The organism is Nocardia acididurans (genome assembly GCF_016741815.1).
In the GTDB taxonomy this organism is placed as follows: Bacteria; Actinomycetota; Actinomycetes; order Mycobacteriales; family Mycobacteriaceae; genus Nocardia; species Nocardia acididurans.
On sequence record NZ_JAERRJ010000008.1, the window covers coordinates 281,795 to 301,575 of the forward strand.

At 68.7% G+C, this 19,781-nt stretch carries 20 protein-coding genes; 11 read left to right on the top strand and 9 right to left on the bottom strand.

Translation table 11 applies throughout. The features are described 5' to 3' along the window. Positions 1 to 13: 13 nt before the first annotated feature. The 3 genes from JK358_RS22310 to JK358_RS22320 all read right to left on the bottom strand — a co-directional run bounded on the left by JK358_RS22310 (position 14) and on the right by JK358_RS22320 (position 2,658). Positions 14 to 688 carry a TetR/AcrR family transcriptional regulator gene (locus JK358_RS22310; protein WP_201950240.1) on the bottom strand — a complete coding sequence of 225 codons (675 nt, stop codon included), beginning with the start codon at positions 686 to 688 and terminating at the stop codon, positions 14 to 16. A gap of 46 nt (positions 689 to 734) precedes the next feature. Then, on the bottom strand, positions 735 to 1,880 hold the full coding sequence (locus tag JK358_RS22315; protein ID WP_201949811.1) for an acyl-CoA dehydrogenase family protein: 1,146 nt from the start codon (positions 1,878 to 1,880) through the stop codon (positions 735 to 737). A gap of 88 nt (positions 1,881 to 1,968) precedes the next feature. Next, positions 1,969 to 2,658, bottom strand: coding sequence for a TetR/AcrR family transcriptional regulator (locus JK358_RS22320; protein WP_201949813.1), 690 nt, complete (start codon positions 2,656 to 2,658; stop codon positions 1,969 to 1,971). 193 nt (positions 2,659 to 2,851) lie between these two features. Between JK358_RS22320 and JK358_RS22325 the strand changes: the two genes are divergently transcribed. Together JK358_RS22325 and JK358_RS22330 are read left to right on the top strand one after the other, a co-directional pair. Next, positions 2,852 to 3,067: a hypothetical protein gene (locus JK358_RS22325; RefSeq protein ID WP_201949815.1), complete on the top strand. Its 216-nt coding sequence runs from the start codon at positions 2,852 to 2,854 to the stop codon at positions 3,065 to 3,067. Further along, positions 3,064 to 4,596 (top strand): hypothetical protein, encoded by a 1,533-nt coding sequence (locus JK358_RS22330; protein ID WP_201949817.1) that lies wholly within the window; start codon positions 3,064 to 3,066, stop codon positions 4,594 to 4,596. The genes JK358_RS22325 and JK358_RS22330 overlap by 4 nt, the downstream gene beginning before the upstream one ends. Positions 4,597 to 4,653: 57 nt before the next feature. Here the strand turns inward: JK358_RS22330 and JK358_RS22335 are convergent, their stop codons facing one another. After that, the gene (locus JK358_RS22335; protein WP_201949819.1) at positions 4,654 to 4,845 is read right to left on the bottom strand and encodes a hypothetical protein; all 192 of its coding nucleotides are present in this window, start codon (positions 4,843 to 4,845) and stop codon (positions 4,654 to 4,656) included. Positions 4,846 to 4,957: 112 nt separating this feature from the next. Between JK358_RS22335 and JK358_RS22340 the strand changes: the two genes are divergently transcribed. Next, positions 4,958 to 6,421: an SDR family NAD(P)-dependent oxidoreductase gene (locus JK358_RS22340; RefSeq protein ID WP_201949830.1), complete on the top strand. Its 1,464-nt coding sequence runs from the start codon at positions 4,958 to 4,960 to the stop codon at positions 6,419 to 6,421. A 273-nt stretch (positions 6,422 to 6,694) separates the two neighbouring features. On the opposite strand, the gene JK358_RS22345 is transcribed toward JK358_RS22340, so the two are convergent. The 5 genes from JK358_RS22345 to JK358_RS22365 form a co-directional block, all read right to left on the bottom strand. Next, a complete protein-coding gene (locus JK358_RS22345) occupies positions 6,695 to 7,303 on the bottom strand; it encodes a hypothetical protein (RefSeq protein WP_201949834.1) in 609 nt (202 codons plus the stop codon). A gap of 67 nt (positions 7,304 to 7,370) precedes the next feature. Continuing rightward, positions 7,371 to 8,831, bottom strand: a complete 1,461-nt coding sequence (locus JK358_RS22350; protein ID WP_201949835.1) for an aminotransferase class I/II-fold pyridoxal phosphate-dependent enzyme — start codon at positions 8,829 to 8,831, stop codon at positions 7,371 to 7,373. Positions 8,832 to 8,866: 35 nt separating this feature from the next. Continuing rightward, positions 8,867 to 9,706, bottom strand: a complete 840-nt coding sequence (locus tag JK358_RS22355) for an SDR family oxidoreductase (RefSeq protein ID WP_201949836.1) — start codon at positions 9,704 to 9,706, stop codon at positions 8,867 to 8,869. 104 nt (positions 9,707 to 9,810) lie between these two features. Beyond that, the gene (locus JK358_RS22360; RefSeq protein WP_201949837.1) at positions 9,811 to 11,376 is read right to left on the bottom strand and encodes a molybdopterin-dependent oxidoreductase; all 1,566 of its coding nucleotides are present in this window, start codon (positions 11,374 to 11,376) and stop codon (positions 9,811 to 9,813) included. Between the two features lie 32 nt (positions 11,377 to 11,408). Further along, positions 11,409 to 12,053, bottom strand: a complete 645-nt coding sequence (locus JK358_RS22365; protein WP_201949838.1) for a fasciclin domain-containing protein — start codon at positions 12,051 to 12,053, stop codon at positions 11,409 to 11,411. A gap of 300 nt (positions 12,054 to 12,353) precedes the next feature. Here JK358_RS22365 and JK358_RS22370 point away from each other — a divergent pair, with 300 nt between their 5' ends. The 8 genes from JK358_RS22370 to JK358_RS22405 all read left to right on the top strand — a co-directional run bounded on the left by JK358_RS22370 (position 12,354) and on the right by JK358_RS22405 (position 19,779). Continuing rightward, on the top strand, positions 12,354 to 13,670 hold the full coding sequence (locus JK358_RS22370; RefSeq protein ID WP_201949845.1) for an NAD(P)/FAD-dependent oxidoreductase: 1,317 nt from the start codon (positions 12,354 to 12,356) through the stop codon (positions 13,668 to 13,670). Continuing rightward, positions 13,667 to 14,401, top strand: a complete 735-nt coding sequence (locus JK358_RS22375) for a DUF1365 domain-containing protein (protein WP_201949846.1) — start codon at positions 13,667 to 13,669, stop codon at positions 14,399 to 14,401. Before JK358_RS22370 ends, JK358_RS22375 begins: the two co-directional genes overlap by 4 nt. After that, positions 14,398 to 15,672 (top strand): class I SAM-dependent methyltransferase, encoded by a 1,275-nt coding sequence (locus JK358_RS22380; protein WP_201949850.1) that lies wholly within the window; start codon positions 14,398 to 14,400, stop codon positions 15,670 to 15,672. The genes JK358_RS22375 and JK358_RS22380 overlap by 4 nt, the downstream gene beginning before the upstream one ends. Next, a complete protein-coding gene (locus JK358_RS22385) occupies positions 15,669 to 16,949 on the top strand; it encodes an SAM-dependent methyltransferase (protein WP_201949853.1) in 1,281 nt (426 codons plus the stop codon). Before JK358_RS22380 ends, JK358_RS22385 begins: the two co-directional genes overlap by 4 nt. Then, entirely contained in the window at positions 16,946 to 17,731 is a 786-nt protein-coding gene (locus tag JK358_RS22390) for a DUF1295 domain-containing protein (RefSeq protein WP_201949857.1), read from the top strand. The genes JK358_RS22385 and JK358_RS22390 overlap by 4 nt, the downstream gene beginning before the upstream one ends. 169 nt (positions 17,732 to 17,900) lie before the next feature. Continuing rightward, positions 17,901 to 18,566 (top strand): ECF RNA polymerase sigma factor SigK, encoded by a 666-nt coding sequence (gene sigK / locus JK358_RS22395; protein WP_201949861.1) that lies wholly within the window; start codon positions 17,901 to 17,903, stop codon positions 18,564 to 18,566. Beyond that, positions 18,559 to 19,269 (top strand): anti-sigma factor, encoded by a 711-nt coding sequence (locus JK358_RS22400; RefSeq protein WP_201949863.1) that lies wholly within the window; start codon positions 18,559 to 18,561, stop codon positions 19,267 to 19,269. Before sigK ends, JK358_RS22400 begins: the two co-directional genes overlap by 8 nt. A gap of 108 nt (positions 19,270 to 19,377) precedes the next feature. Continuing rightward, positions 19,378 to 19,779, top strand: coding sequence for a DUF2784 domain-containing protein (locus tag JK358_RS22405; protein ID WP_232851680.1), 402 nt, complete (start codon positions 19,378 to 19,380; stop codon positions 19,777 to 19,779). The last annotated feature ends 2 nt before the right edge of the window (positions 19,780 to 19,781 follow it).

Genomic DNA, 19,781 nt, shown 5'->3' on the forward strand with positions numbered 1-19,781 from the left:
GGCAGGAATCGAATCAGAGCTCGCCGTTGACCTTCGGGAAGGTCTGGGTGACCAGCGTGGTCAGCGAATCCGCGAGCAGGGTGTGCACGTGCGGGCGGGCCAGGCTGCCGCGCACGATCCACTCGCGCCCCGCCGCCTTCACCAGACCGCCGTAGCAGCGGACCAGCGCCCGCAGCTCCTCGCTGTGCAGGGAATCGGACAGGCCCATCATCTGCACGACGCGGTCGGCGGCGGCGCTGTCGGCCTCGTCGAGGATGCGCTGCACCTCCGGGTCGTCGCCGATGCCTTCCAGGCCGGTGACCTTCACCCAGGTGGTGCCGTGCTCGCTGATGGTGTCGAGCAGCCACTCCACACTCGCGTCGACCCGCTCCTTGGTGCTGCCGGTGGGCACGAGCATGTGCTCGAGCCGGGGCAGGGTCACCATGCGGCGCACGACCGCCAGGTAGAGGTCGCGCTTGTTGCCGAAATAGTGGTTGATCAGACCGCGTGCGACGCCGGCTCGCTGGGCGAGTTCGGCGGTGGACACGGCCGCGTACGGGCGCTCACCGAACATGTCGATGGCGCACGACAGGATCTGCGCGCGGCGCTCGTCGGGCTCGAGCCGACGGCGACGCGACGGCGCGTCGGCAGACTCGGCCGAGGGGTCGGCGGTCTGCGCGAGCGCGGCGTCGACAGCGCTGCCGGGCATCGGCGGCGTGTCAGTGTTGCCGCCGGGCTTCGGCGGCACTGTGGTGTCAGAGTGAGCGGGCAATGAGATCCTTCATCACCTCGTTGGCGCCCGCGAGGATCCGCAGGACCCGAGCGCCGGTGTACAGCTGGGAAATCGGGTATTCGGTCATGTATCCATAGCCGCCGAACAACTGCAGGCAGCGATCCACCACATTACCGAGTTGATCGGTCAACCAGTACTTCGACATGGCGGCGGTGGGAATGTCCAGCTCACCGCGCAGATGCTTGCTGATGCAGTCGTCGAGGAACACCCGGCCCACCTTCGCGATGGTCGCGCACTCGGCGAGTTCGAACTTGGTGTTCTGCATGGCGAACAGCGGCTTGCCGAACGCCTCACGGCCCTTGGTGTAGTCGACGGTCAGCTTGACCGCGGATTCCGTCATGGCCACCGCGAGAATCGCGGTGACCAGGCGTTCCTGGGCCAGCATCTGCATCATCTGATAGAAGCCCTGGCCCTCGCCGGTGCCCAGCAGGTTCGAGGCGGGCACGCGCAGGCCGTCGAAGAACAGCTCGGCGGTGTCCTGGCCCTTGCCGCCGATCTTGGACAGGATGCGGCCGCGCTTGAAACCGGGGGTGTCGTCGGAGACCTCGGCGAAGATCAGCGAGACACCGGCCGCACCCTGGGCGGGGTCGGTCTTGGCGGCGATGATGATGCCGTCGCACAGCCAGCCGTTGGAGATGAAGATCTTCGAGCCGGTGATGACGTACTCGTCGCCCTCGCGGACCGCGCGGGTCTTGATGGCCTGCAGGTCCGAGCCGGTGCCGGGTTCGGTCATGCCGATGGACAGCAGCATCTCACCGCTGGCGGCTTTGGGCAGCACGCGGCGCTTGAGCTCCTCGGAGCCGAACTCGTGGATGTAGGGGGCGATGATCGAGGAGTGCACCGACATGCCGAGCGAACCGTCACCGGCGTGGGTCTGGGCTTCGATGATGGCCGCCTCGTGGGCGAAAGTGCCGCCGCCGCCACCGTATTCGCTCGGGATGGCCGCGCACAGCAGGCCCAGTTCACCGGCCTTGCGGTAGAGCGCGCGGTCGGGATGACCCTGGGCGATGAACTTCTCCTCGTGGGGCAGCACCTCCTTCTCGAAGAAGGTGGTAGCCAGATCCCGTACTGCCTCGACCTCGTCGTCGCTCCATGCGGGGCGTGCCATCGTCGTATCCTTCGCTTCCCGTGCCGGCCTGCGAACCGGCGCTCACGGGACAAGGGTGCATCGCTATTGGCGCGATGTCAACAGAACGTCAACGATCCGACGACCGGGACTGATTCACCTCGGCGAGGGTCGTGAAGATCGGCGTGTCCGGATTCGCCTCGATACCCTGGCGACGCAGGAAACCGTCGATCATGCCCCAGACCAGCTCGCTCGCACGATCCACGAACTCCACGGTCTGCTCCGGGGTCGGGGTGTGCGAATCCGAGAGCCACAGATCGGTCATGGCGATCACCGCGCCGATCAGCGCGCGCGAGAGATAGTCGATGCCATCGGTGTCGAGCTCCACCGCGTCCGAGACCGTGAGCGCCATCTTGGTCAACCGGCGCGCGGCGTCGCGGCCCAGATCCAGTTGCAGCACACCCGAATCCGCCTGCTGCACCACCGGAGCCTGCCCCAGGAAACGGAAGACGTTGGGGTGCTGCAGGATTCCGTGCGCGTACTGGGTGAACACCTTGTGCAGCGCCGCGCGCGGAGGCTGCAGCATGAGCGTCATATCGCTGCCCGCCGAGGCGAAGGCCAGCCGCGACATGCGGGCCGCGATCTCGGTGAAAAGGTCACCCTTGTCGGCGAACTGGCGATACAGGCGCGGTTTGGTGATACCCGCCTCGCGCGCGATGCCGTCCATGCTCGGGCGCGGACCATCCCGATCGATCACCCGGATCGCCGCGTCCACGATGTCGTCGCGGGTCACCGTCCGCGGGGCCGTTCCGGCACTCATCCGAGCCACCCGCCGAGCCTAGCGTACCGGCAGTACGACGTCACCCCTCCCGTTTCCTCGCATCCTCACCGGGTAGTCGAGTGACAGAGCCCACAACCACCGTCATCCATACGGGATTGATTTCGCGGCGACCGTACTGCCAGTATCGGAACCCGTACCGCCGGTACGCTCCGATCGACCCGGAAAGACGCCGATGTCAGACGCAGCACGTCAGCTCAGCAGCACCCTGCAGGCACCCCTCCCCGACGCCTTCGACCGGCTCTCGGACGCGGACCTCACCGAACTGCACCGCCTCCTCGACACCGCCCAACAGCGCCGCGGCGACAACCTCGACGCCGCCATCGAAACCTCCCTCGACTTCGTGCCGCGCCTCATGCGCCCGGCCGTCAAGAAAGCACTCGGACTGTGAGCGAACACCTCGTCGCCGTCGCCGAAATCACCAAACTCGCGCGACTACTCGGCATCGACGACCCCACCGAACTCGACTTCCTCGCCGACCTGCCACCCGCCGCCATCCGCGAATTCCGGGAACGCGCCACCGACCTGCTCTTCGACCGAGACACCAAGCGACTCAAAGGCGTTGCCTCCGCCAGCAAACTCGTGCCCGTCGCCATCAGCTCCAAAATGGCGGAGAAAGCCTTCGGACCGGTGCTGTGCGCGGCCGTCGCCTCCGCCGTCGAACCCAACCGGGCCATCGACATCGCCAAAACACTGCCCGCCCGATTCCTCGCCGAATGCTCGGTCCAGCTCGACCCCCGACGCACCGCCGCCATCATCGCCGCCGTCCCACCCAAGATGGTGGCCGACGTCGCGCGCGAACTGCTCGCACACGGCGACCACATCACCATGGGACGCTTCGTGCACGTCGTGCCCGAACCCGCCCTGCGCGCCGCCGCACCCATCATGAGCGACGTCGACCTCCTGCGCATCGGATTCCTGCTCGAGGACAAGAGCGCCATCGACAACGTCCTGCACATCGTGTCCGACCGCGTCCCCGGCGTCATCCGCGCCGCCGCCGACCGCGACATGTGGGCCGAAGGCATCGACCTGCTCGACTCCATCGCACCCCACAACCGCGCCTGGATCGGCGACATCACCGCCGGACTCGGCGGCGACGTCCTCGACAAACTCGTCCACGCCGTCCGCGACCTCGACGCCTGGGCCACCCTGCTCCCCATCACCAGCGCCATGAGCCGCGACAGCCTACGCCTGTTCGCCGAACGCCCGGTCGTCCACGAGGAAACCATCCTCACCGCCATCATGGACACCGCACTCGACGGCGGACACTGGGGCAACCTACTCCCGCTCGCACCCCACCTGCCCGACAAACAACTCGCCTTCGTCGCCGCCCGCGTCGCCGACAAATCCGACGAACGCCTCGGCGAACTCATCCGCGAAGCCGACACCGCCGGACTCTGGGACGCCATGATCCCCGTCGCCCTCGCCATGACCGACGACAACCGCCGCCGCCTCGCCGCACTCCCCGTCATGCAGGAACCCGACGTCCTGCGCGCCGTCATCACCAGCACCGCCGAACACGAACTCTGGTCGCAGGCACTACCTCTCGTCGACGCCCTGCCCGACACCACCAAACCCGCACTCGCCTCCTGCATCGGCGACCTCACCCGCGAACAACTGCTCACCGCACTGCTCACCGCCTCCCGCGGCGACAACATCCACACCCTCGTCGACGTCGCCCTCGCCCAGGACCCGCACGGCCGCGCCCGCGTCCTCGACCTCATCGACGGCATGGCCGACCTCGAGGAATTCCTCTCCGCACTGCACCCCGGCACCCCCGACACAGTGTGGAACGCCCTCATCGAAGTCCGCGACGAAATCCCCGCGAACCTCCTCGGCCTGCTCGCCGAACGCGCCCACGAACTCGGCCACGACGACATCGCCGCCCACCTCGAACCCGCCACCGTCGCAGCCGAATAGCCGCGCAGCGAACAGGGCCCGGTCACCACGGTGACCGGGCCCCTGCGCTGTCACCGATCACCTCCGCGCGCGCCGACCCCACGACCGCGTGCTGAACGACCGCCCGGCACCGACACCACCCAGGTGCAGAGCCACCAGCAGCAAACCCAGCACCACCAGCGTGCTCTCGGTGATCTCCCCGAGCGACGCATCGAAAAGGTTGAACAGCAACGCGATACCGAACGACACCGCGGCAGCCAGAGCCAACATGGGAACCTCCTGTTTTCCCTGCTCGGATACCCGATACCAGCGTGCGCAACCGCACACGCGACAATGGAACCCGGCAACCGATCCCCCGCACGAAGGACAGCAGCACCCACCGATGGTCGAGCACAGCAACCCGGCACCCACGTCCGACTCCTCGGCCATCGATCCCGACGAGCTGGCCACCTGCCTGCGCGTCCTCGAACAGGCCGGAAAACTCGACAAGACACACCCGGACTCCATCGCCGTGCAGCGCGCCGTCGGCCACATGTTCAAGAAACTCAAGCAGCGCCGCCGCATCGAAGCCCGCGACGCCGTCTCCGAAGCCGACAAGGCCGTCGTCGCCGCCACCGCCACCGGATCACCCAACCGCATCGACGACGAAACCGCCGGCATCCCGATCAGTTCCAGCACCACCGGAACCGCCACCGCCGGAACGCTCATCCGCCCCCGGCCCTGCTACATCTGCAAGCAGAAATACACCCGCGTCGACGCCTTCTACCACCAACTCTGCCCCGACTGCGCCATCAAGAGCCACGCCAAACGCGACGCCCGCACCGACCTCACCGGCAAACGCGCCCTGCTCACCGGCGGCCGCGCCAAAATCGGCATGTACATCGCACTGCGCCTGCTGCGCGACGGCGCGCACACCACCATCACCACACGCTTCCCCAACGACGCCATCCGCCGCTTCGCCGCCCAGCACGACAGCGCCGACTGGCTGCACCGGCTGCGCATCGTCGGCATCGACCTGCGCGACCCCGCCCAGGTCGTCGCCCTCGCCGACGACATCGCCGCGCAGGGACCCCTCGACATCATCATCAACAACGCCGCACAGACCGTGCGCCGCTCCGCCGGCGCCTACAGCGCACTCGTCGAAGCCGAGAACGGGCCACTGCCCGCGGGCGAGCTACCCGACGTCGTCACCTTCGGCAAAACCATGCAGGCCCACCCCACCGCACTCACCGCGTCCCTGACACCCAGCCTCACCGCGGCCGACATCACCGACCTCGCACTCGTCGCGGGATCGGCCACACCCGAACGCATTTCGGCCGGCGTCGCCATCGACGCGGGCGGACTCGTGCCGGATCTCGCGCACACCAACAGCTGGGTCCAGACCGTCGGCGAAGTCGACGCCACCGAACTACTCGAAGTGCAGCTGTGCAATTCGACCGCGCCGTTCATCCTCATCTCCCGCCTGCGCCCCGCCATGGCCGCGGCCGCCGGCCGCCGCAAGTACGTGGTCAACGTGTCCGCCATGGAAGGCGTCTTCGAACGCGGTTACAAGGGCCCCGGCCACCCGCACACCAATATGGCCAAGGCCGCCCTCAACATGCTCACCCGCACCAGCGCGCGCGAAATGTTCGAAGCCGACGGCATCCTCATGACCGCCGTCGACACCGGCTGGATCACCGACGAGCGCCCGCACTACACCAAGATCCGCCTCGCCGAGGAAGGCTTCCACGCCCCACTCGACCTCGTCGACGGCGCAGCCCGCGTGTACGACCCGATCGTGCGCGGTGAGAACGGCGAAGACCTGTTCGGCTGCTTCCTCAAGGACTACGAACCCTCCAACTGGTAACCGACCCTGCGTCGAGCCAATGCCCCCTCCTCTCGTTGCTGTTTTTGAGGTGAGGGGGCTTTCTTACAGACGGGTCTCTAGATGAGTTTTCATGCATAGATGCGCATAGTGCCGTAACAGTATGTGACTAACAGCACCTGACCAGCGCACCTCGCTTTCCGAGTTGTTGCGTTGGACCGCTCCCGCCTGCCTATCCCCGAACACGCACGGACACAGCGCTGTTCAACACGCAACGAAGGTGCCCACTCCCCCGGTGTCCCGGGAAGGCAGTGATCAACTCACCCGGCGACCGCGGGAAGGGCGCAGCACTACGCCCGACTGCCATGCCTGCTCGATCAGCGCCGGCACGTCGATGTGCCGCAGGCCCATCACCTCGGGGCTGTTCAGCATCTCGTTCACGTGCCGCCGGATCTGGCCCTCGATCATCGCTTCCACCGGAATCACGTACCGCAGGAGATTCGCGAGCGGGTCGCGGGCGTACAGCCGAGTCGACATGTCCGCACGACGAACGGGATCGATCTCCACGCGCAGCGTGCACGGTCGCTGTGGCAGCAGCCGGATCCGGGTCGCCACCATGACGATGGCCGCGAACCGCGACACGATCCCGGCCACCTCGGCCCGCAGGCCGAGGACTATGGGCACTCGGATGCTAATCTCCCGGAAATCATTGGGGCTCGCCACGACTCGCACAGCGCGAGCCCGGCCCTGTGCCGTCACCGACACCAGTCCGCCGGCGCCGATCGGCGGCGGCCTGACATCGATGGTCTCGCCGATCAGTTCGGTGATGACGAGCGCGAGGCGGCCCGGATCGACCGCGGCTCGCAACAGTTGATCAGCGAATTCGATCTCCGAGATATCGGCCGAGCCGACTGGTGTGCTCATGGATCCCGATCCTTCCGACGTTCCCGCCGATACCCGGTTCCCCGCACCTCAATCAGGACCGCGTGGTCTATTCGGTGGTTCGTACGACGCGCAGGGTTCGCAGTTCGGGGTCCGCCGCATCGGGCACGTTCATGCCGGAAGCCTTTCCCGAGACCAGGTATTCGACGACGGCGGTGTCGATCAGTTCACCGGGCACGATGACCGGGATGCCCGGCGGGTAGGGGGTGACCTGTTCGGCGGCGATGTGCCCGGGGGCCTGTTCGATCGGGACGGCCTCGCACTCGCCGAAGAACGCCTCGCGGGGCAACATGACCGAGTCGAGCTGGAGATCGCGGGGGGACGGCAGCCGGATCGCGTGCGCGGCAGGGTCTTTCAGCTGGATCCGCCAGGCGGTCAGACCTTCCACCAGTGCGTCGATCGTGTGCTTGTCGTCCGCGAAGGACAGGGTGGCGAGTATCCGGCGGTGATCGCAGTGACCCAGGTCGATGTGGCGGTGCTCGCGCATCCAGTCGGCGATCTCGTAGCCTGTTGCGCCCGTGTCGGATACATCCATCAGCACCTGCAACCGGTCCAGATCGTGGGATGCCTCCTTGCCGAGCAGCTCGTCCTCCATGACGGTGATGCCCGGGATCCGCGCCAGGTCGGCGCGGGCATGCTCCGCGAGATCCAGTGCCGCGGAGAGTATTTCATGGCCGTGCTGGACCATCTGCCGACGCCAGCCGTCCATGGCCGCGTACAGCAGCACATTGGGGCTGGTGGTCATCAGCAGATCGGCGCACAGCGTCAAACGCTCGCGGTCGACCAGGTCGCCCTGCACGTGGAAGATCGAACCCTGTTCGAAGCCCGCGCCCATCTTGTGCACGCTCACCACGCAGATGTCGGCGCCCGCGTCCATGGCCCAGGTGGGCAGGTCCTCGTGGAAGGGCAGATGCGCACCCCACGCCTCGTCGATGATCAGCGGTTTGCCGTATGCATGGCAGATCGCGGCGATGCTCGCGATATCCGCGCAGGTGCCGTAGGGGCTGGGGCTGACGATGAGCGTACCGGCGGCGTCGGGATGCCGCTCCCACGCCGCACGCACCTGCGCGGGCGAGGGCGGATGCGAGAAGTGCCGTTCGGCATCCCATCTGGGTGGAATCCAGTACGGGTACATGCCGGAGAAGACCAGTCCGGCCACAATCGATTTGTGGCTGTCGCGACCGAGGATCAGGCCCTTGTCGACACCGGCGACGGCGAGCATGGCGGCCTTCACCGACAGCGAACTGCCGCAGGTGGAGAAGAACGCCGACTCCGCGCCGACCGCGTCCGCCATCAGCGCTTCGGCGTCGGCGAGGTGATGCCCGCGAGCCAGCCGGTCGTCCATGCCGGGTGCGGCGAGCACATCGGCGCGCAGCGCGTGACCGAGTACCTCTCGCACGCGAGGGTCCGCGCCCCGGCCCTGCCGATGTCCGGGCGGGGTGAACCCGTACCGGCCCGATCGCCGATACTCGGCCACGGCATCGAGGATCGGTGCTGTCGTGTGGTCCATCGGAATCACTCACCTCCGTGGATGCCCGTGCGGTGTCAGAGAATCGGGCGGCCCCCGGTGACAGCGACCCGCGCACCGGAGATATAGCCGCCCTCGTCGCCGGCGAGCAGCACGTAGGCGGGTGCGAGCTCGGCGGGTTGACCCGCACGGCCCAGCGGTGTGTCGTCACCGAACGCCGCGACCTTCTCCACCGGCATGGTGGATGGGATGAGCGGTGTCCAGACCGGTCCCGGCGCAACACTGTTGACGCGGATGCCGCGCGGACCCAGCAGCTGCGCCAGGCTGGCGGACAGATTCGCGATGGCGGCCTTGGTCGCCGCGTAGGGTGCGAGGGTCGGTGAGGGCATATCGGAGTTCACCGACGAGCTGCCGATGATCGACGACCCTTCCCGCATATACGGAAGCGCGGCTTTGACAAGCGAAAAGTACGCTCCCACATTGACTTTGAAGGTGTAGTCGAATTCTTCCTCGCTGATCTCGCCGAGATCCTCGTGGGTCATCTGATAGGCGGCGTTGCTGACCAGGATGTCGATACGCCCGAACTCTTCGACGGCGGCGGCCACCAGATCGCGACAGTACCCGGAATCGGACAGATCGCCTGGCACGAGCAGGGCGCGCCGGCCCGCGTCCTGCACCAGCTTGCGGACTTCCTCGGCATCATCGTGTTCGTTCAGATACGCGATCACCACATCCGCGCCCTCGCGGGCGTACGCGATGGCGACCGCGCGGCCGATACCGCTGTCCGCGCCGGTGATCAACGCGACCTTGTCGGTCAGCCTGCCGCTGCCGCGATAGGACTGCTCACCGCAATCGGGCGGCGGATTCATCTGCTGCTGTGAGCCCGGCACCGGTTGCTGCTGTTCAGGGAAGCCCATGCGTATCTCCTTCCTGGTCGGTGTGCAGTGCCGCCATACCCTCGGGACGGTCCCGGCAAACGGTCACCCGGACATTGCGAGCGCCGCACAGCAGGCGACAGCGGTCATCGCACCGTGACCACACGGCTGTGCCAGCCGGTCGCGCCATCCGGGAAAGGCGTCGCGCGCTGCTCGGTCTGGCGTTCGCCGGTGCCGTCGGTGGCACGCACGCGCAGGGTGTGGGTGCCCGGGGTGGCGTCCCAGCGCCAGGTCCACTGCCGCCAGGTGTCGACGGAATACTGCGCGGCCAGGATCGCGGGCTGCCAGGGCCGGTCGTCGACCTGGACTTCCACGCCGGTGACACCGCGCCGCTGCGCCCAGGCCACCCCGGCCACGGTCACCGGTCCCGCGTCGACCGTGGCGAACGCCGCGGGCACGTCGATACGGGAGGCGGTCTTGATGGGCGCGCGATCACCCCAGCCGCGCTCGGTCCAGTAGGCGCGGGCGCGATCGAAGCGGGTCACCTCGAGATCGACCACCCATTTGGTGGCGGACACATACCCGTACAGGCCGGGGATGATCAGCCGGGCCGGGTAGCCGTGCGCGATCGGCAGCGGCTCGCCGTTCATGCCGATCGCCAACAGCGCGTCGCGCCCGTCCAGCACCGCGGAAAGCGGTGTGCCCGCGGTGAATCCGTCCACGCTGCGGGACAGCAGCATATCGGCGTCCGGCCGCACGCCCGCGCCCGCGAGCAGATCCGCGAGTGGATAGCCCAGCCACCGGGCGGTACCGGCCAGCTCACCGCCGACCTCGTTGGATACGCAGGTCAGGGTGATGATCCGCTCCACCGGCGTGCGGTCGCGCAGCGAGTCGATATCGAATTCGACTGTGCGATCGACCATTCCGTGAATCCGCAGCCGCCATTCGGCGCTGGTGAGCGCGGGCAGTTGCAGGGCGGTGTCGACCCGGTAGAAGCGTTCGTTCCCGGTCAGAAACGAGGTCAGACCCGCTACCGCAGGCTGGGCCGCGTCCGGCACCGGTGCGGCGGGCGCCGCGCGCGGCAGCAGGAACCGGGCACGGTCGGCCGCCACATCACGCAGCCGGGTGCCCAGCCATCGACCCGTCGCCGCCGTCCCGGCCGCCAGTGCGCCCGCGCCGGCGGCCAGCAGCAGGAACGTGCGACGCGTCATGCCCTCCTCCGCGGGTGCGCGCAGTCCTGGACCGCCGGTGCGCAGAATCCGCAGCGTGAGCACTCCGGCCAGCACACCGGCGACGGCCGGAACCGCGAACCACACGGTGGCTGTGGGCCGCTGCAGGGCCGCGACCGCTGTGAGGCCGCCCAGCGCCACCAGCAGGGCGCTCCCGATCGGGCGGCGGCGTTCGAGCAGGCCCGCCACCGCCGCGCCGATCAGCATCACCACGGCCATGGTCGCGAACAGCGCCTGCTTGTCCCGGCTGCCGAAACGCCGGATGGCGGCGTCCTTCAGCTCGTGCGGGGTGTGATCCACCATGGTCGCCCCGAGCGCGTAGAACGGCGACGCGGCCGGATCGATGAGGACCGCGACCAGGTGACCGACCCCGAGAACGACCGCCGCCGCCAGCACGCCCGACAGGGCGGCCCGGCCGATCCCACTCCGTCGTGGCGGTGAATTCCGTTCGGGGACAGCGCTTGTGGGCCGCGATGTCACCATGGGATCCGCTTTCGCATCGATATGGGCCGGGCTCAGGCGGGCGGCATGAGCACGGTGTCGATCAGGTACACCGTGGCATTGGAGGTTTGCACGCCACCACAGATGACCGAAGCATCGGCGACCTTGATGTCGTCGCCGGAGCGGGTGACGGTCACGTCCGCGCCCTGAACTGTCCGGTGTGTCCCGGCGATCTTGTCAGGCTCGATCCGGCCCGAAACCACGTGATAGGTGAGGATGGAGGTCAGTGTCGCCGAGTCCGTCTTCAGCGAATCTATGGTCGCGGCCGGGATTTTCGCGAACGCGTCATCGGTCGGCGCGAAGACCGTGAACTGGCCGCCATTGAGCGTGTCCACCAGGTTCACCTGCGGATTGAGCTGACCCGATACCGCCGAGACCAGCGTCTTCAGCAGTGGATTGTTGGAGGCGGCCACCGCGACGGGATCCTGCGCCATACCGCTGACCGAACCGGCCCCGGTCGGCACCTGCTCGGCGTACGCCGTGCAACCCGCACCCACCAGGTTCGCGGACGGCGACGTCATGGCGGTCGCCGATGTCGTGGCCTTGCTGGTGGTAGCCGCCGAATCGGACTCGTCGTCCGAACACGCGGTGGCTCCCGCGGTGAGTGCGGTCAAGGCGGCCGCGACGATGATGGTGCGGCGAATCAGTCTCAGTGTCATTGTCTTCCTCCGTGCCGACGGCGCGCGTCGATACCGCGGCCTGTGTGAGTGGGAAGGGATCCGGCCCTCGGCTCTGCCCCTTTCGGCGCTCGGCGTATCCGAGCAGCGCCACAAGGGTTTCGCGGTGCGCGGCCGCCCGGTTTGGTGAATATCGAGATTCTTTTCCCGCCTCGCCGGTGCCGGAAATTCTCGCCCGCGCCACCAAACCGGATCGCCGGGCATATCGAAATCGACGTATGCGCCCTGTTTGCCGCCCCGCACCCCACGCCCGCGTCCCCTTCGACTCCGAGCGAGGCCGTCATGGCTGAGCCACGCGGTGGGCGGGAGGTGGCGGTGATCGGCAGCGGCGCCGCCGGGCTGACGGCCGCTCACGTGCTCGCCAAGCACGATCGAGTCACCCTGTACGAGAAGGACTCCCGGCTCGGCGGGCACGCGCACACCCACGAGCTGGAGTTCGCGCCCGGCCGGCGAGTGCATGTCGACTCCGGATTCATCGTGCACAACGACCGCACCTATCCGACACTTGTGCGCCTGTTCGCCGAACTCGGGGTGCACACGCGCGAAACCGAGATGTCGATGTCGGTGCGCGCGGATCACGCCGGTGTGGAGTACGCCGGGGCGAAGGGGCTCGCGGGGCTGTTCCCCGCCCCGCGCATGCTGCGCGACCCGCGCCACCTGGCGCTACTGGCCCAGGTGCCGCGTTTTCACCGCGCCGCGCGAAACGCCCTGCGGCGGGCCGATTCCGGGATGACCCTGGCGGACTTCCTGGAACGGCACCGGTTCGGCCGGCACTTCACCGAGTTCTTCGTGACCCCGCTGGTGGCGGCGGTGTGGTCGTGCGATCCACGGCTGGCGGCGCGCTATCCGGCGCACTACCTGTTCCGCTTCCTCGACCACCACGGCATGCTCACCGTGTACGGCTCGCCGGTCTGGCGCACCGTGATCGGCGGTTCCGCCCGGTATGTGGAGAAGATCGCCGCCAACCTCGACGAGATCCGCATGGGCACCGCCGTTTCCGCGGTGGCCGAACGCCCGGACGGGGTGCTGGTGATCGAACCCGCCGCCACCCGCCGCTTCGACGCCGTCGTTGTGGCCACCCACCCCCGGCAGGCGCTGGAACTGCTCGCCGACCCCACGCCGCGGCAGCGCGCGGTGCTCGGCGCGATGCCCTACTCGGTGAATCCCGCGCTGCTGCACACCGACGAGTCCGTGCTGCCGCGCACGCGCGGCGCGCGGGCGGCCTGGAACTATCTGGTGCCCGCGGCGGGGTCCCGGGCCGACGGTGTCGTGGTCACCTACGATCTGACCCGGCTGATGGGCCTGGACCATATCGCCGACCGCCGCTTTCTGGTCACCCTGGGCGGCGCGCATCTGATCGACTCGGCACGGGTGCTCGCCGAAATGACCTACGAGCATCCGATATACACACCGGAATCGGTTGCGGCGCAACAGCATCTGCCCGAGCTCGGCACCGATCGAATCGCCTTCGCCGGGGCCTATCACGGGTGGGGGTTCCACGAGGACGCGGCGCTGTCGGGTCTGCGGGCCGCCGAGCGGCTCGGCGGGCACTGGGCCGCAACGCATTCCGGCACGCCGATACAGGTCGCGGTCCGATGAACACGGTGACGCCCGCCCTGTACTTCACCCGGATCAGCCACAACCGGCGGGAACCGATCCGCCATGGGTTCGAATACCGTTCCTACAGCTGGTATTTCGATATCGACAACCCGCCGCAACTCCCGCCGCCACTACGCCCGCTCAGCTATTTTCGCGCCTGCGACCACCTCGACGGGCCCGGTGCCGATCTGCGCACCCGGGTCGGGGCGCTGCTGCGTGCGCACGACATGGACTCCGCCGGGCCGATCACGGTGCTCATGAACGCGCGAGCGCTGGGGTACGTGTTCGATCCCGTCACCTTCTTCTGGTGCCGCGAACCGGGCGGGGCATTGCGCTGCGTGATCGCCGAGGTGCACAACACCTACGGCGAACGGCACGCCTACGTCCTGCACCCCGACGAGCGCGACCGCGCCGAGGTGGGTAAACGCTTCCACGTCTCACCGTTCAACAGCATCGAGGGCCGCTATCTGCTGCGGGTGCCCGAGCCTGCCGACACGCTGTCGATCCGTATCGCGCTGCTGCGGGATCGGCAGCCACCCTTCCACGCCACGGTGACCGGGTACCGGCTGCCCGTCACCCCGCGCACGGTGCTGCGCGCCCACCTGCGCGCCCCGCTCGCCCCCTGGCTGACCACCGCCCGCATCCGCCGCCACGGTCTCGCACTGTGGGCGCGCGGACTTCCGGTGTCCGCGCGGCATCCGGACCGAACCTCGCGAAGGACGACACAGTGACCAGCTCCTGCCTCGACACCCGCCACGACGAACTGCTGCCGCCACCGCCCACCGGCTGGCGGGCTCGGGTGCGCGCAGTGGCCGCCGCCGGGCTCTTCCGGCGTGCGGCCGCCCGGCTGCCGCTGCGCGCCGAGTTCCCGGACGGAACTGTCCTCGGGCGGGGAGCACACCGAGAGCCTTTGCCGCGCATGATCATTCACGATCCCGCCGCTTTCCACGCTCGGCTCGGGCAGTCCGGTCTGATCGGGTTCGGGGAGTCCTACACCGCAGGCGAGTGGACCGCGCCCGACCCGGCGGCGGTACTCACCGTGCTGGCCTGCCAGATGCCGCGACTCGTCCCCGCCGCCCTGCAACGGTTCCGCACCACGGTGCTGCCCAAGCCGCCCGCGGGCGAACTCGGCACGACCGCCAACGCGCGCACCAACATCGAGCATCACTACGACCTGTCCAACGAGCTGTTCCAGCTGTTCCTCGACGACAGCATGACCTACTCCGCGGCCCTGTTCCCCGAGGCCGACCTGGCCGCGAACACCGTTCACTGGGAGCTGCTGCACGATGCCCAGCACCGCAAGATCGACCGCCTGCTCGACGCCGCCGGGGTGCGGGCAGGTAGCCGCGTGCTCGAAATCGGCACCGGGTGGGGCGAATTGGCGGTGCGCGCGGCCGCACGCGGGGCGCTCGTACACTCGGTGACGTTGTCGACGCGGCAGCTGGAGTCGGCGCGGGAGCGCGTCACCGCCGCCGGATACGCCGACCGCGCGCATATCGAACTGTGCGACTACCGCGATATCCGCGGCGAATTCGACGCGATCGTCTCGGTGGAGATGATCGAAGCCGTCGGGTATCGCTACTGGCCCGCCTACTTCGAGTGCCTGGATCGGCTGCTGCGGCCGGGCGGGCGGGTCGCGCTGCAGGCCATCACCATGCCGCACGAGCGGATGCTGGCTACCCGCGACACCTACACCTGGATCCAGAAGTACATCTTCCCGGGCGGTTTCCTGCCCTCGGCCGAGGCCATCGAGGACACCGTCACCCGCGAGACCAGCTTGCGGGTGCGCGCGCGATCCGGGTTCGGGGCGCACTATGCCGAGACGCTGCGCCTGTGGCGCGAACGCTTCGACGCACACGCCGCCGAGATCGACGTGCTCGGCTTCGACGCCCGCTTCCGGCGGCTGTGGCAGTTCTATCTCGCCTACTCCGAGGCCGGATTCCGCTCCGGGTACCTCGACGTCCAGCACATCGTTCTCGACCGACCCGAGGAGCACCCGTGACCGTCGCCCACCGACTCGAAGCCGCGCTGCTGCCCCTGCTGCGCGGACCACTCCCGGTCCGGCTCGACGCCTGGGACGGCAGCACCGCCGGACCGGCCGACGCCCCGCGCGTGGTGCTGGGCAGTGCGCGCGCGGTGCGCCGGATCCTCTGGCGCTCAGCCGAACTCGGCGCGGCACAGGCCTATGTCACCGGCGAGATCGATGTGGACGGCGATCTCGGGCAGACGCTGGGCACCGCGTGGCGCACCGTCGCCGAGCGCGGCATCACCCGGGTCCGTGCCCGCGATGTGGTGCGGCTGGCCGTGACCGCCGCCCGCCTCGGGGCGCTGGGCGCTCCCCCGCCCGCGCCCGACACCCAGGCCCGGATGCGCGGTCGCCGCAACGAACGCACCCGCGACCGCGCCGCCATCGCCCATCACTACGACGCCTCCAACGCCTTCTACGCCCTGCTGCTCGATCCCGCCATGGCCTACTCGTGCGCGTACTTCACGCGCGGCGTGCCCGGCGCTCCCGCCGACCCGGCTTACGGCTTGGCCGAGGCGCAGCGCGACAAGCTCGATCTGGTGTGCCGCAAGCTGGGACTCGCGCCCGGGGCGCGGCTGCTCGACGTGGGCTGCGGCTGGGGGTCGCTGAGCCTGCACGCTGCCGAACACTATGGGGCACAGGTGGAGGCGATCACCATCTCGGCCGCGCAGCAGGAGTTCGTCCGCGCGCGCATCGCCGAACGCGGACTCGACCGGCGGGTACGGGTCCGGCTGCGGGACTACCGGGAGCTCACCGACACCGGATTCGACGCGGTGGCCTCGCTCGAGATGGGCGAGCATGTGGGCGAACGCAATTACCCGCGCTACGCCCGCGCACTGTTCGACGCGGCGGCCCCGGGCGCGCCGGTGCTCGTGCAGCAGATGTCGCGGCGCGGAGCCCATCCCGGCGGCGGCCCGTTCATCGAGGCGTTCATCGCCCCCGATATGGCGATGCGGCCGGTGGGGCAGACCCTGAACCTGTTGGAACAGGCGGGGTTCGAGGTGCGAGACGTCCAGGCGCTGCGCGAGCACTACGTGTGGACGGCCCAGGCCTGGTCGCGGCGGCTCGAACAACGCTGGGACGACGCCGTCGCGATGATCGGGGTACAGGGGGCGCGCACCTGGCGGCTGTATCTCGCGGGCGGGGCGCTCGCCTTCGAACAGGGCCGCATGGGCGTGGACCAGATCCTGCTGCGCCGGCCCGACACCGCGCTGGTGCGGCCGAAAACCGCTGCGCGGGAGCTGGTCTCGTGAACACTTCGACGGCACTGCTCGTTTCCGGTACCGCCGCGCTCGCACTCGCGCTGCTGCACATCGCCACATTCGCCCTCGCTCGCAGGCTCGGCCGCTACAACGTGGTGGACGTCGTCTGGGGGCTGGGATTCGTCCTCGTGGCGCTGTGCGCGGCGGTTTTCGGCGACGGTCCCGCGAGTCGTCGTGCGCTGCTGCTGATCCTGGTGTCGGTGTGGGGAATCCGGTTGAGCCTGCACATGTTCCGGCGCACATCCGGGCACGGCGAGGACCCGCGTTACACCGCACTGCTGGACCGGCACGGTCACACCCCGGGGGTGGCCGTGCGCCGGATCTTCCTCACGCAGGGGCTGGCGCAGTGGTTCATCTCCCTGCCGATCCAGGTCTCGGCCGTGGCCGGTCCGGTGCGCGGGGTGGCGTGGATCGCGATCGCGGCGGGTGTGCTCGTCTGGCTCACCGGTTTCGTCTTCGAGGCCGTCGGCGATCGGCAGCTCGCGAGGTTCCGTGCGGATCCCCGCAATCGCGGCGTCATCATGGATCGCGGGTTGTGGTCGTGGACGCGCCACCCCAACTATTTCGGTGACGCCTGCGTCTGGTGGGGGCTGTGGCTGATCGCGGCCTCGGCCTGGCCCGGCCCGCTGACCGTGCTCTCTCCGCTGCTGATGACCTACGTCCTGGTCCGCGGAACCGGTGCGCGCATGCTCGAACAGGCCATGCGGGATCGCCCCGGCTATCGCGAATACCAGCGGCGCACCGCCTATTTCCTTCCCCGTCCACCCCGGTGAGCTCGCCCTGCGGTTCATCCGAGTTTTCGATGAGTTTCCTATGCACCGACCCAGACCACTAGGCTCCACCTCAGCGACCGCTCCGGAATCGGCCGAGGTAGGCCCCTCCGTGCTCGCGCTCGGAACCGAGACACCGCAGACTGACCCCGATCGATGGAGACGGACCGTCATGGTGGATGATCAGCGCTTTTCGTCGGCATACTCCGGCAGCACCGACGTGAGCACACCCATCTCGGCCCCGGCCTGCCCCACCGACCGGCCTCGCCCCGACGACGAGGTGGCCCGGCGGCTGGCTGGCCTGCTCGCCGCGGTCGGTGCGGGCGATCGGGACGCGTTCACCCAGTTCTATCGCTCCACCCACGATCGCGTCTTCGGGCTCGCGCTGCGGCTGCTGCGCCGGCCGGCCGCCGCCGAGGAGGTCACCCAGGAGATCTACCTGCATGTGTGGAACGCGGCCGATACCTATGACATCCGGCTCGCCAGCCCGATCGGCTGGCTCATGATGCTCACCCATCGCCGCGCCGTCGACCGGATTCGTGTCGAATCCTCGGCCACCAGCCGCGATCTCGCCTACGGTCAGCGTCATCTGGGCCGCGACCACGATATCGTCGCCGAGACCGTGGGCCAGCGGTCCGAGGAACGCGCGGTCGTCGACTGCCTCGCCACGCTCACCACCACGCAGCGCGAGACCCTGGCCCTGGCCTACTACGGTGGCCGCACCTACGCGGAGGTCGCCGAGTTTCTCGGCATTCCGCTCAACACCGTCAAAACCCGCATTCGTGACGGCCTCAAACGCCTGCAGAACTGCCTGACCGGAGCGGTGACCAATGCCTGACATCCACCCCCACGAGGACCTGCTCGAGCTGGCGTTCCCCTACGCCCTCGACGCACTCGACGACACCGACCGCCGCGCGGTCGAGCACCTGCTCGACCGCGCCGACGACGCCACCGCGGCCGAGTTCCGCGCCACCGTCCGCGAGCTGCGCGAAACGCTCGCCGATATGACGACCGTGGACGCGGTTCCCGCACCGCCGAGCGTCGAAGCCGCCCTGTTGCGCGCGCTCGACGAACGAACCACCCTCGACCGCAGCCCTTCCCGCGTGCTGCGCCGGCTGGCCGCAGCGGCGGCTGTCGTGGTGGCCATCGGAATCGGAGTGGGAATCACGGTGGCGCGCAACAACTCCCCCGCCCCCGCCGAGATCACCGCCGAACGCGTCATCACCCATGGCGATACCCGCACCAGCACCACCCCGGTGACCGGCGGCGGCACGATGACCGTCCACACTTCGCGCGAATTGGGCGCGGCCACGGTGGCTTTCGACGCCGTGCCCGCCGCGCCGGACGGCCGGGTCTACCAGATGTGGCTGATCCCCCCGAACGGCACGCCCCGGTCGGCAGGGGTCCTCGCCACCCTGCCCACCGACACCTCCCCCATGCTCGTCCGGACCGGTGACGCCGACCAGGTGGCCATGTCGACCGAACCCCCCGGCGGCTCACCGGCACCTACTGACCCCCGCGTACTCGCCCCTCTGCGCTGACGGAACCGATCCGGCCGTCTGTCCACGTTGGCGATGTCTAATGCACAGATGCGCATATCTACGTTTTCATATTGAATGGCCGCAGCTGATTCGCCCTATCCTGGAGCCATGCTCTATCGGGTGCTGGCGGATGTGACCGCGGGCCTGCACTTCGCGTTCGTGGCCTACGTGGTGGTGGGCGGGTTCCTCGCCTGGCGGTGGCCGCGGACCATCTGGCTACACCTGGCGGCCGTGGGTTGGGGATTCAGCACCGTACTGATCGGAATCGACTGCCCGCTCACCTATGTGGAGGATTGGGCACGGGAACGCGCTGGGCAGGCGGGGTTGCCGCCCAGCGGGTTCATCGACCACTACATCACCGGCGTCATCTATCCGCGGGAATTGCTCGACGAGGTGCGGGTCGGGGTGGCTGTCTGTGTGGTGGCTTCCTGGATCGGGCTGGCCTGGGTGGTGAGGCGGCGGGCGAGCAGGTCCGCTACGGCGGGAACGGTTTCGGGGATGTCCAGGTAGAA

What these genes read in the sequence shown, in the direction of transcription:
- JK358_RS22310 (WP_201950240.1), bottom strand. Translation starts at nt 688, where the DNA reads ATGCCCGGCAGCGCTGTCGACGCCGCGCTCGCGCAGACCGCCGACCCC.
- JK358_RS22315 (WP_201949811.1), bottom strand. Translation starts at nt 1,880, where the DNA reads ATGGCACGCCCCGCATGGAGCGACGACGAGGTCGAGGCAGTACGGGAT.
- JK358_RS22320 (WP_201949813.1), bottom strand. Translation starts at nt 2,658, where the DNA reads ATGAGTGCCGGAACGGCCCCGCGGACGGTGACCCGCGACGACATCGTG.
- JK358_RS22325 (WP_201949815.1), top strand. Translation starts at nt 2,852, where the DNA reads ATGTCAGACGCAGCACGTCAGCTCAGCAGCACCCTGCAGGCACCCCTC.
- JK358_RS22335 (WP_201949819.1), bottom strand. Translation starts at nt 4,845, where the DNA reads ATGTTGGCTCTGGCTGCCGCGGTGTCGTTCGGTATCGCGTTGCTGTTC.
- JK358_RS22340 (WP_201949830.1), top strand. Translation starts at nt 4,958, where the DNA reads ATGGTCGAGCACAGCAACCCGGCACCCACGTCCGACTCCTCGGCCATC.
- JK358_RS22345 (WP_201949834.1), bottom strand. Translation starts at nt 7,303, where the DNA reads ATGAGCACACCAGTCGGCTCGGCCGATATCTCGGAGATCGAATTCGCT.
- JK358_RS22350 (WP_201949835.1), bottom strand. Translation starts at nt 8,831, where the DNA reads ATGGACCACACGACAGCACCGATCCTCGATGCCGTGGCCGAGTATCGG.
- JK358_RS22355 (WP_201949836.1), bottom strand. Translation starts at nt 9,706, where the DNA reads ATGGGCTTCCCTGAACAGCAGCAACCGGTGCCGGGCTCACAGCAGCAG.
- JK358_RS22360 (WP_201949837.1), bottom strand. Translation starts at nt 11,376, where the DNA reads ATGGTGACATCGCGGCCCACAAGCGCTGTCCCCGAACGGAATTCACCG.
- JK358_RS22365 (WP_201949838.1), bottom strand. Translation starts at nt 12,053, where the DNA reads ATGACACTGAGACTGATTCGCCGCACCATCATCGTCGCGGCCGCCTTG.
- JK358_RS22370 (WP_201949845.1), top strand. Translation starts at nt 12,354, where the DNA reads ATGGCTGAGCCACGCGGTGGGCGGGAGGTGGCGGTGATCGGCAGCGGC.
- JK358_RS22375 (WP_201949846.1), top strand. Translation starts at nt 13,667, where the DNA reads ATGAACACGGTGACGCCCGCCCTGTACTTCACCCGGATCAGCCACAAC.
- sigK (WP_201949861.1), top strand. Translation starts at nt 17,901, where the DNA reads ATGGTGGATGATCAGCGCTTTTCGTCGGCATACTCCGGCAGCACCGAC.
- JK358_RS22400 (WP_201949863.1), top strand. Translation starts at nt 18,559, where the DNA reads ATGCCTGACATCCACCCCCACGAGGACCTGCTCGAGCTGGCGTTCCCC.
- JK358_RS22405 (WP_232851680.1), top strand. Translation starts at nt 19,378, where the DNA reads ATGCTCTATCGGGTGCTGGCGGATGTGACCGCGGGCCTGCACTTCGCG.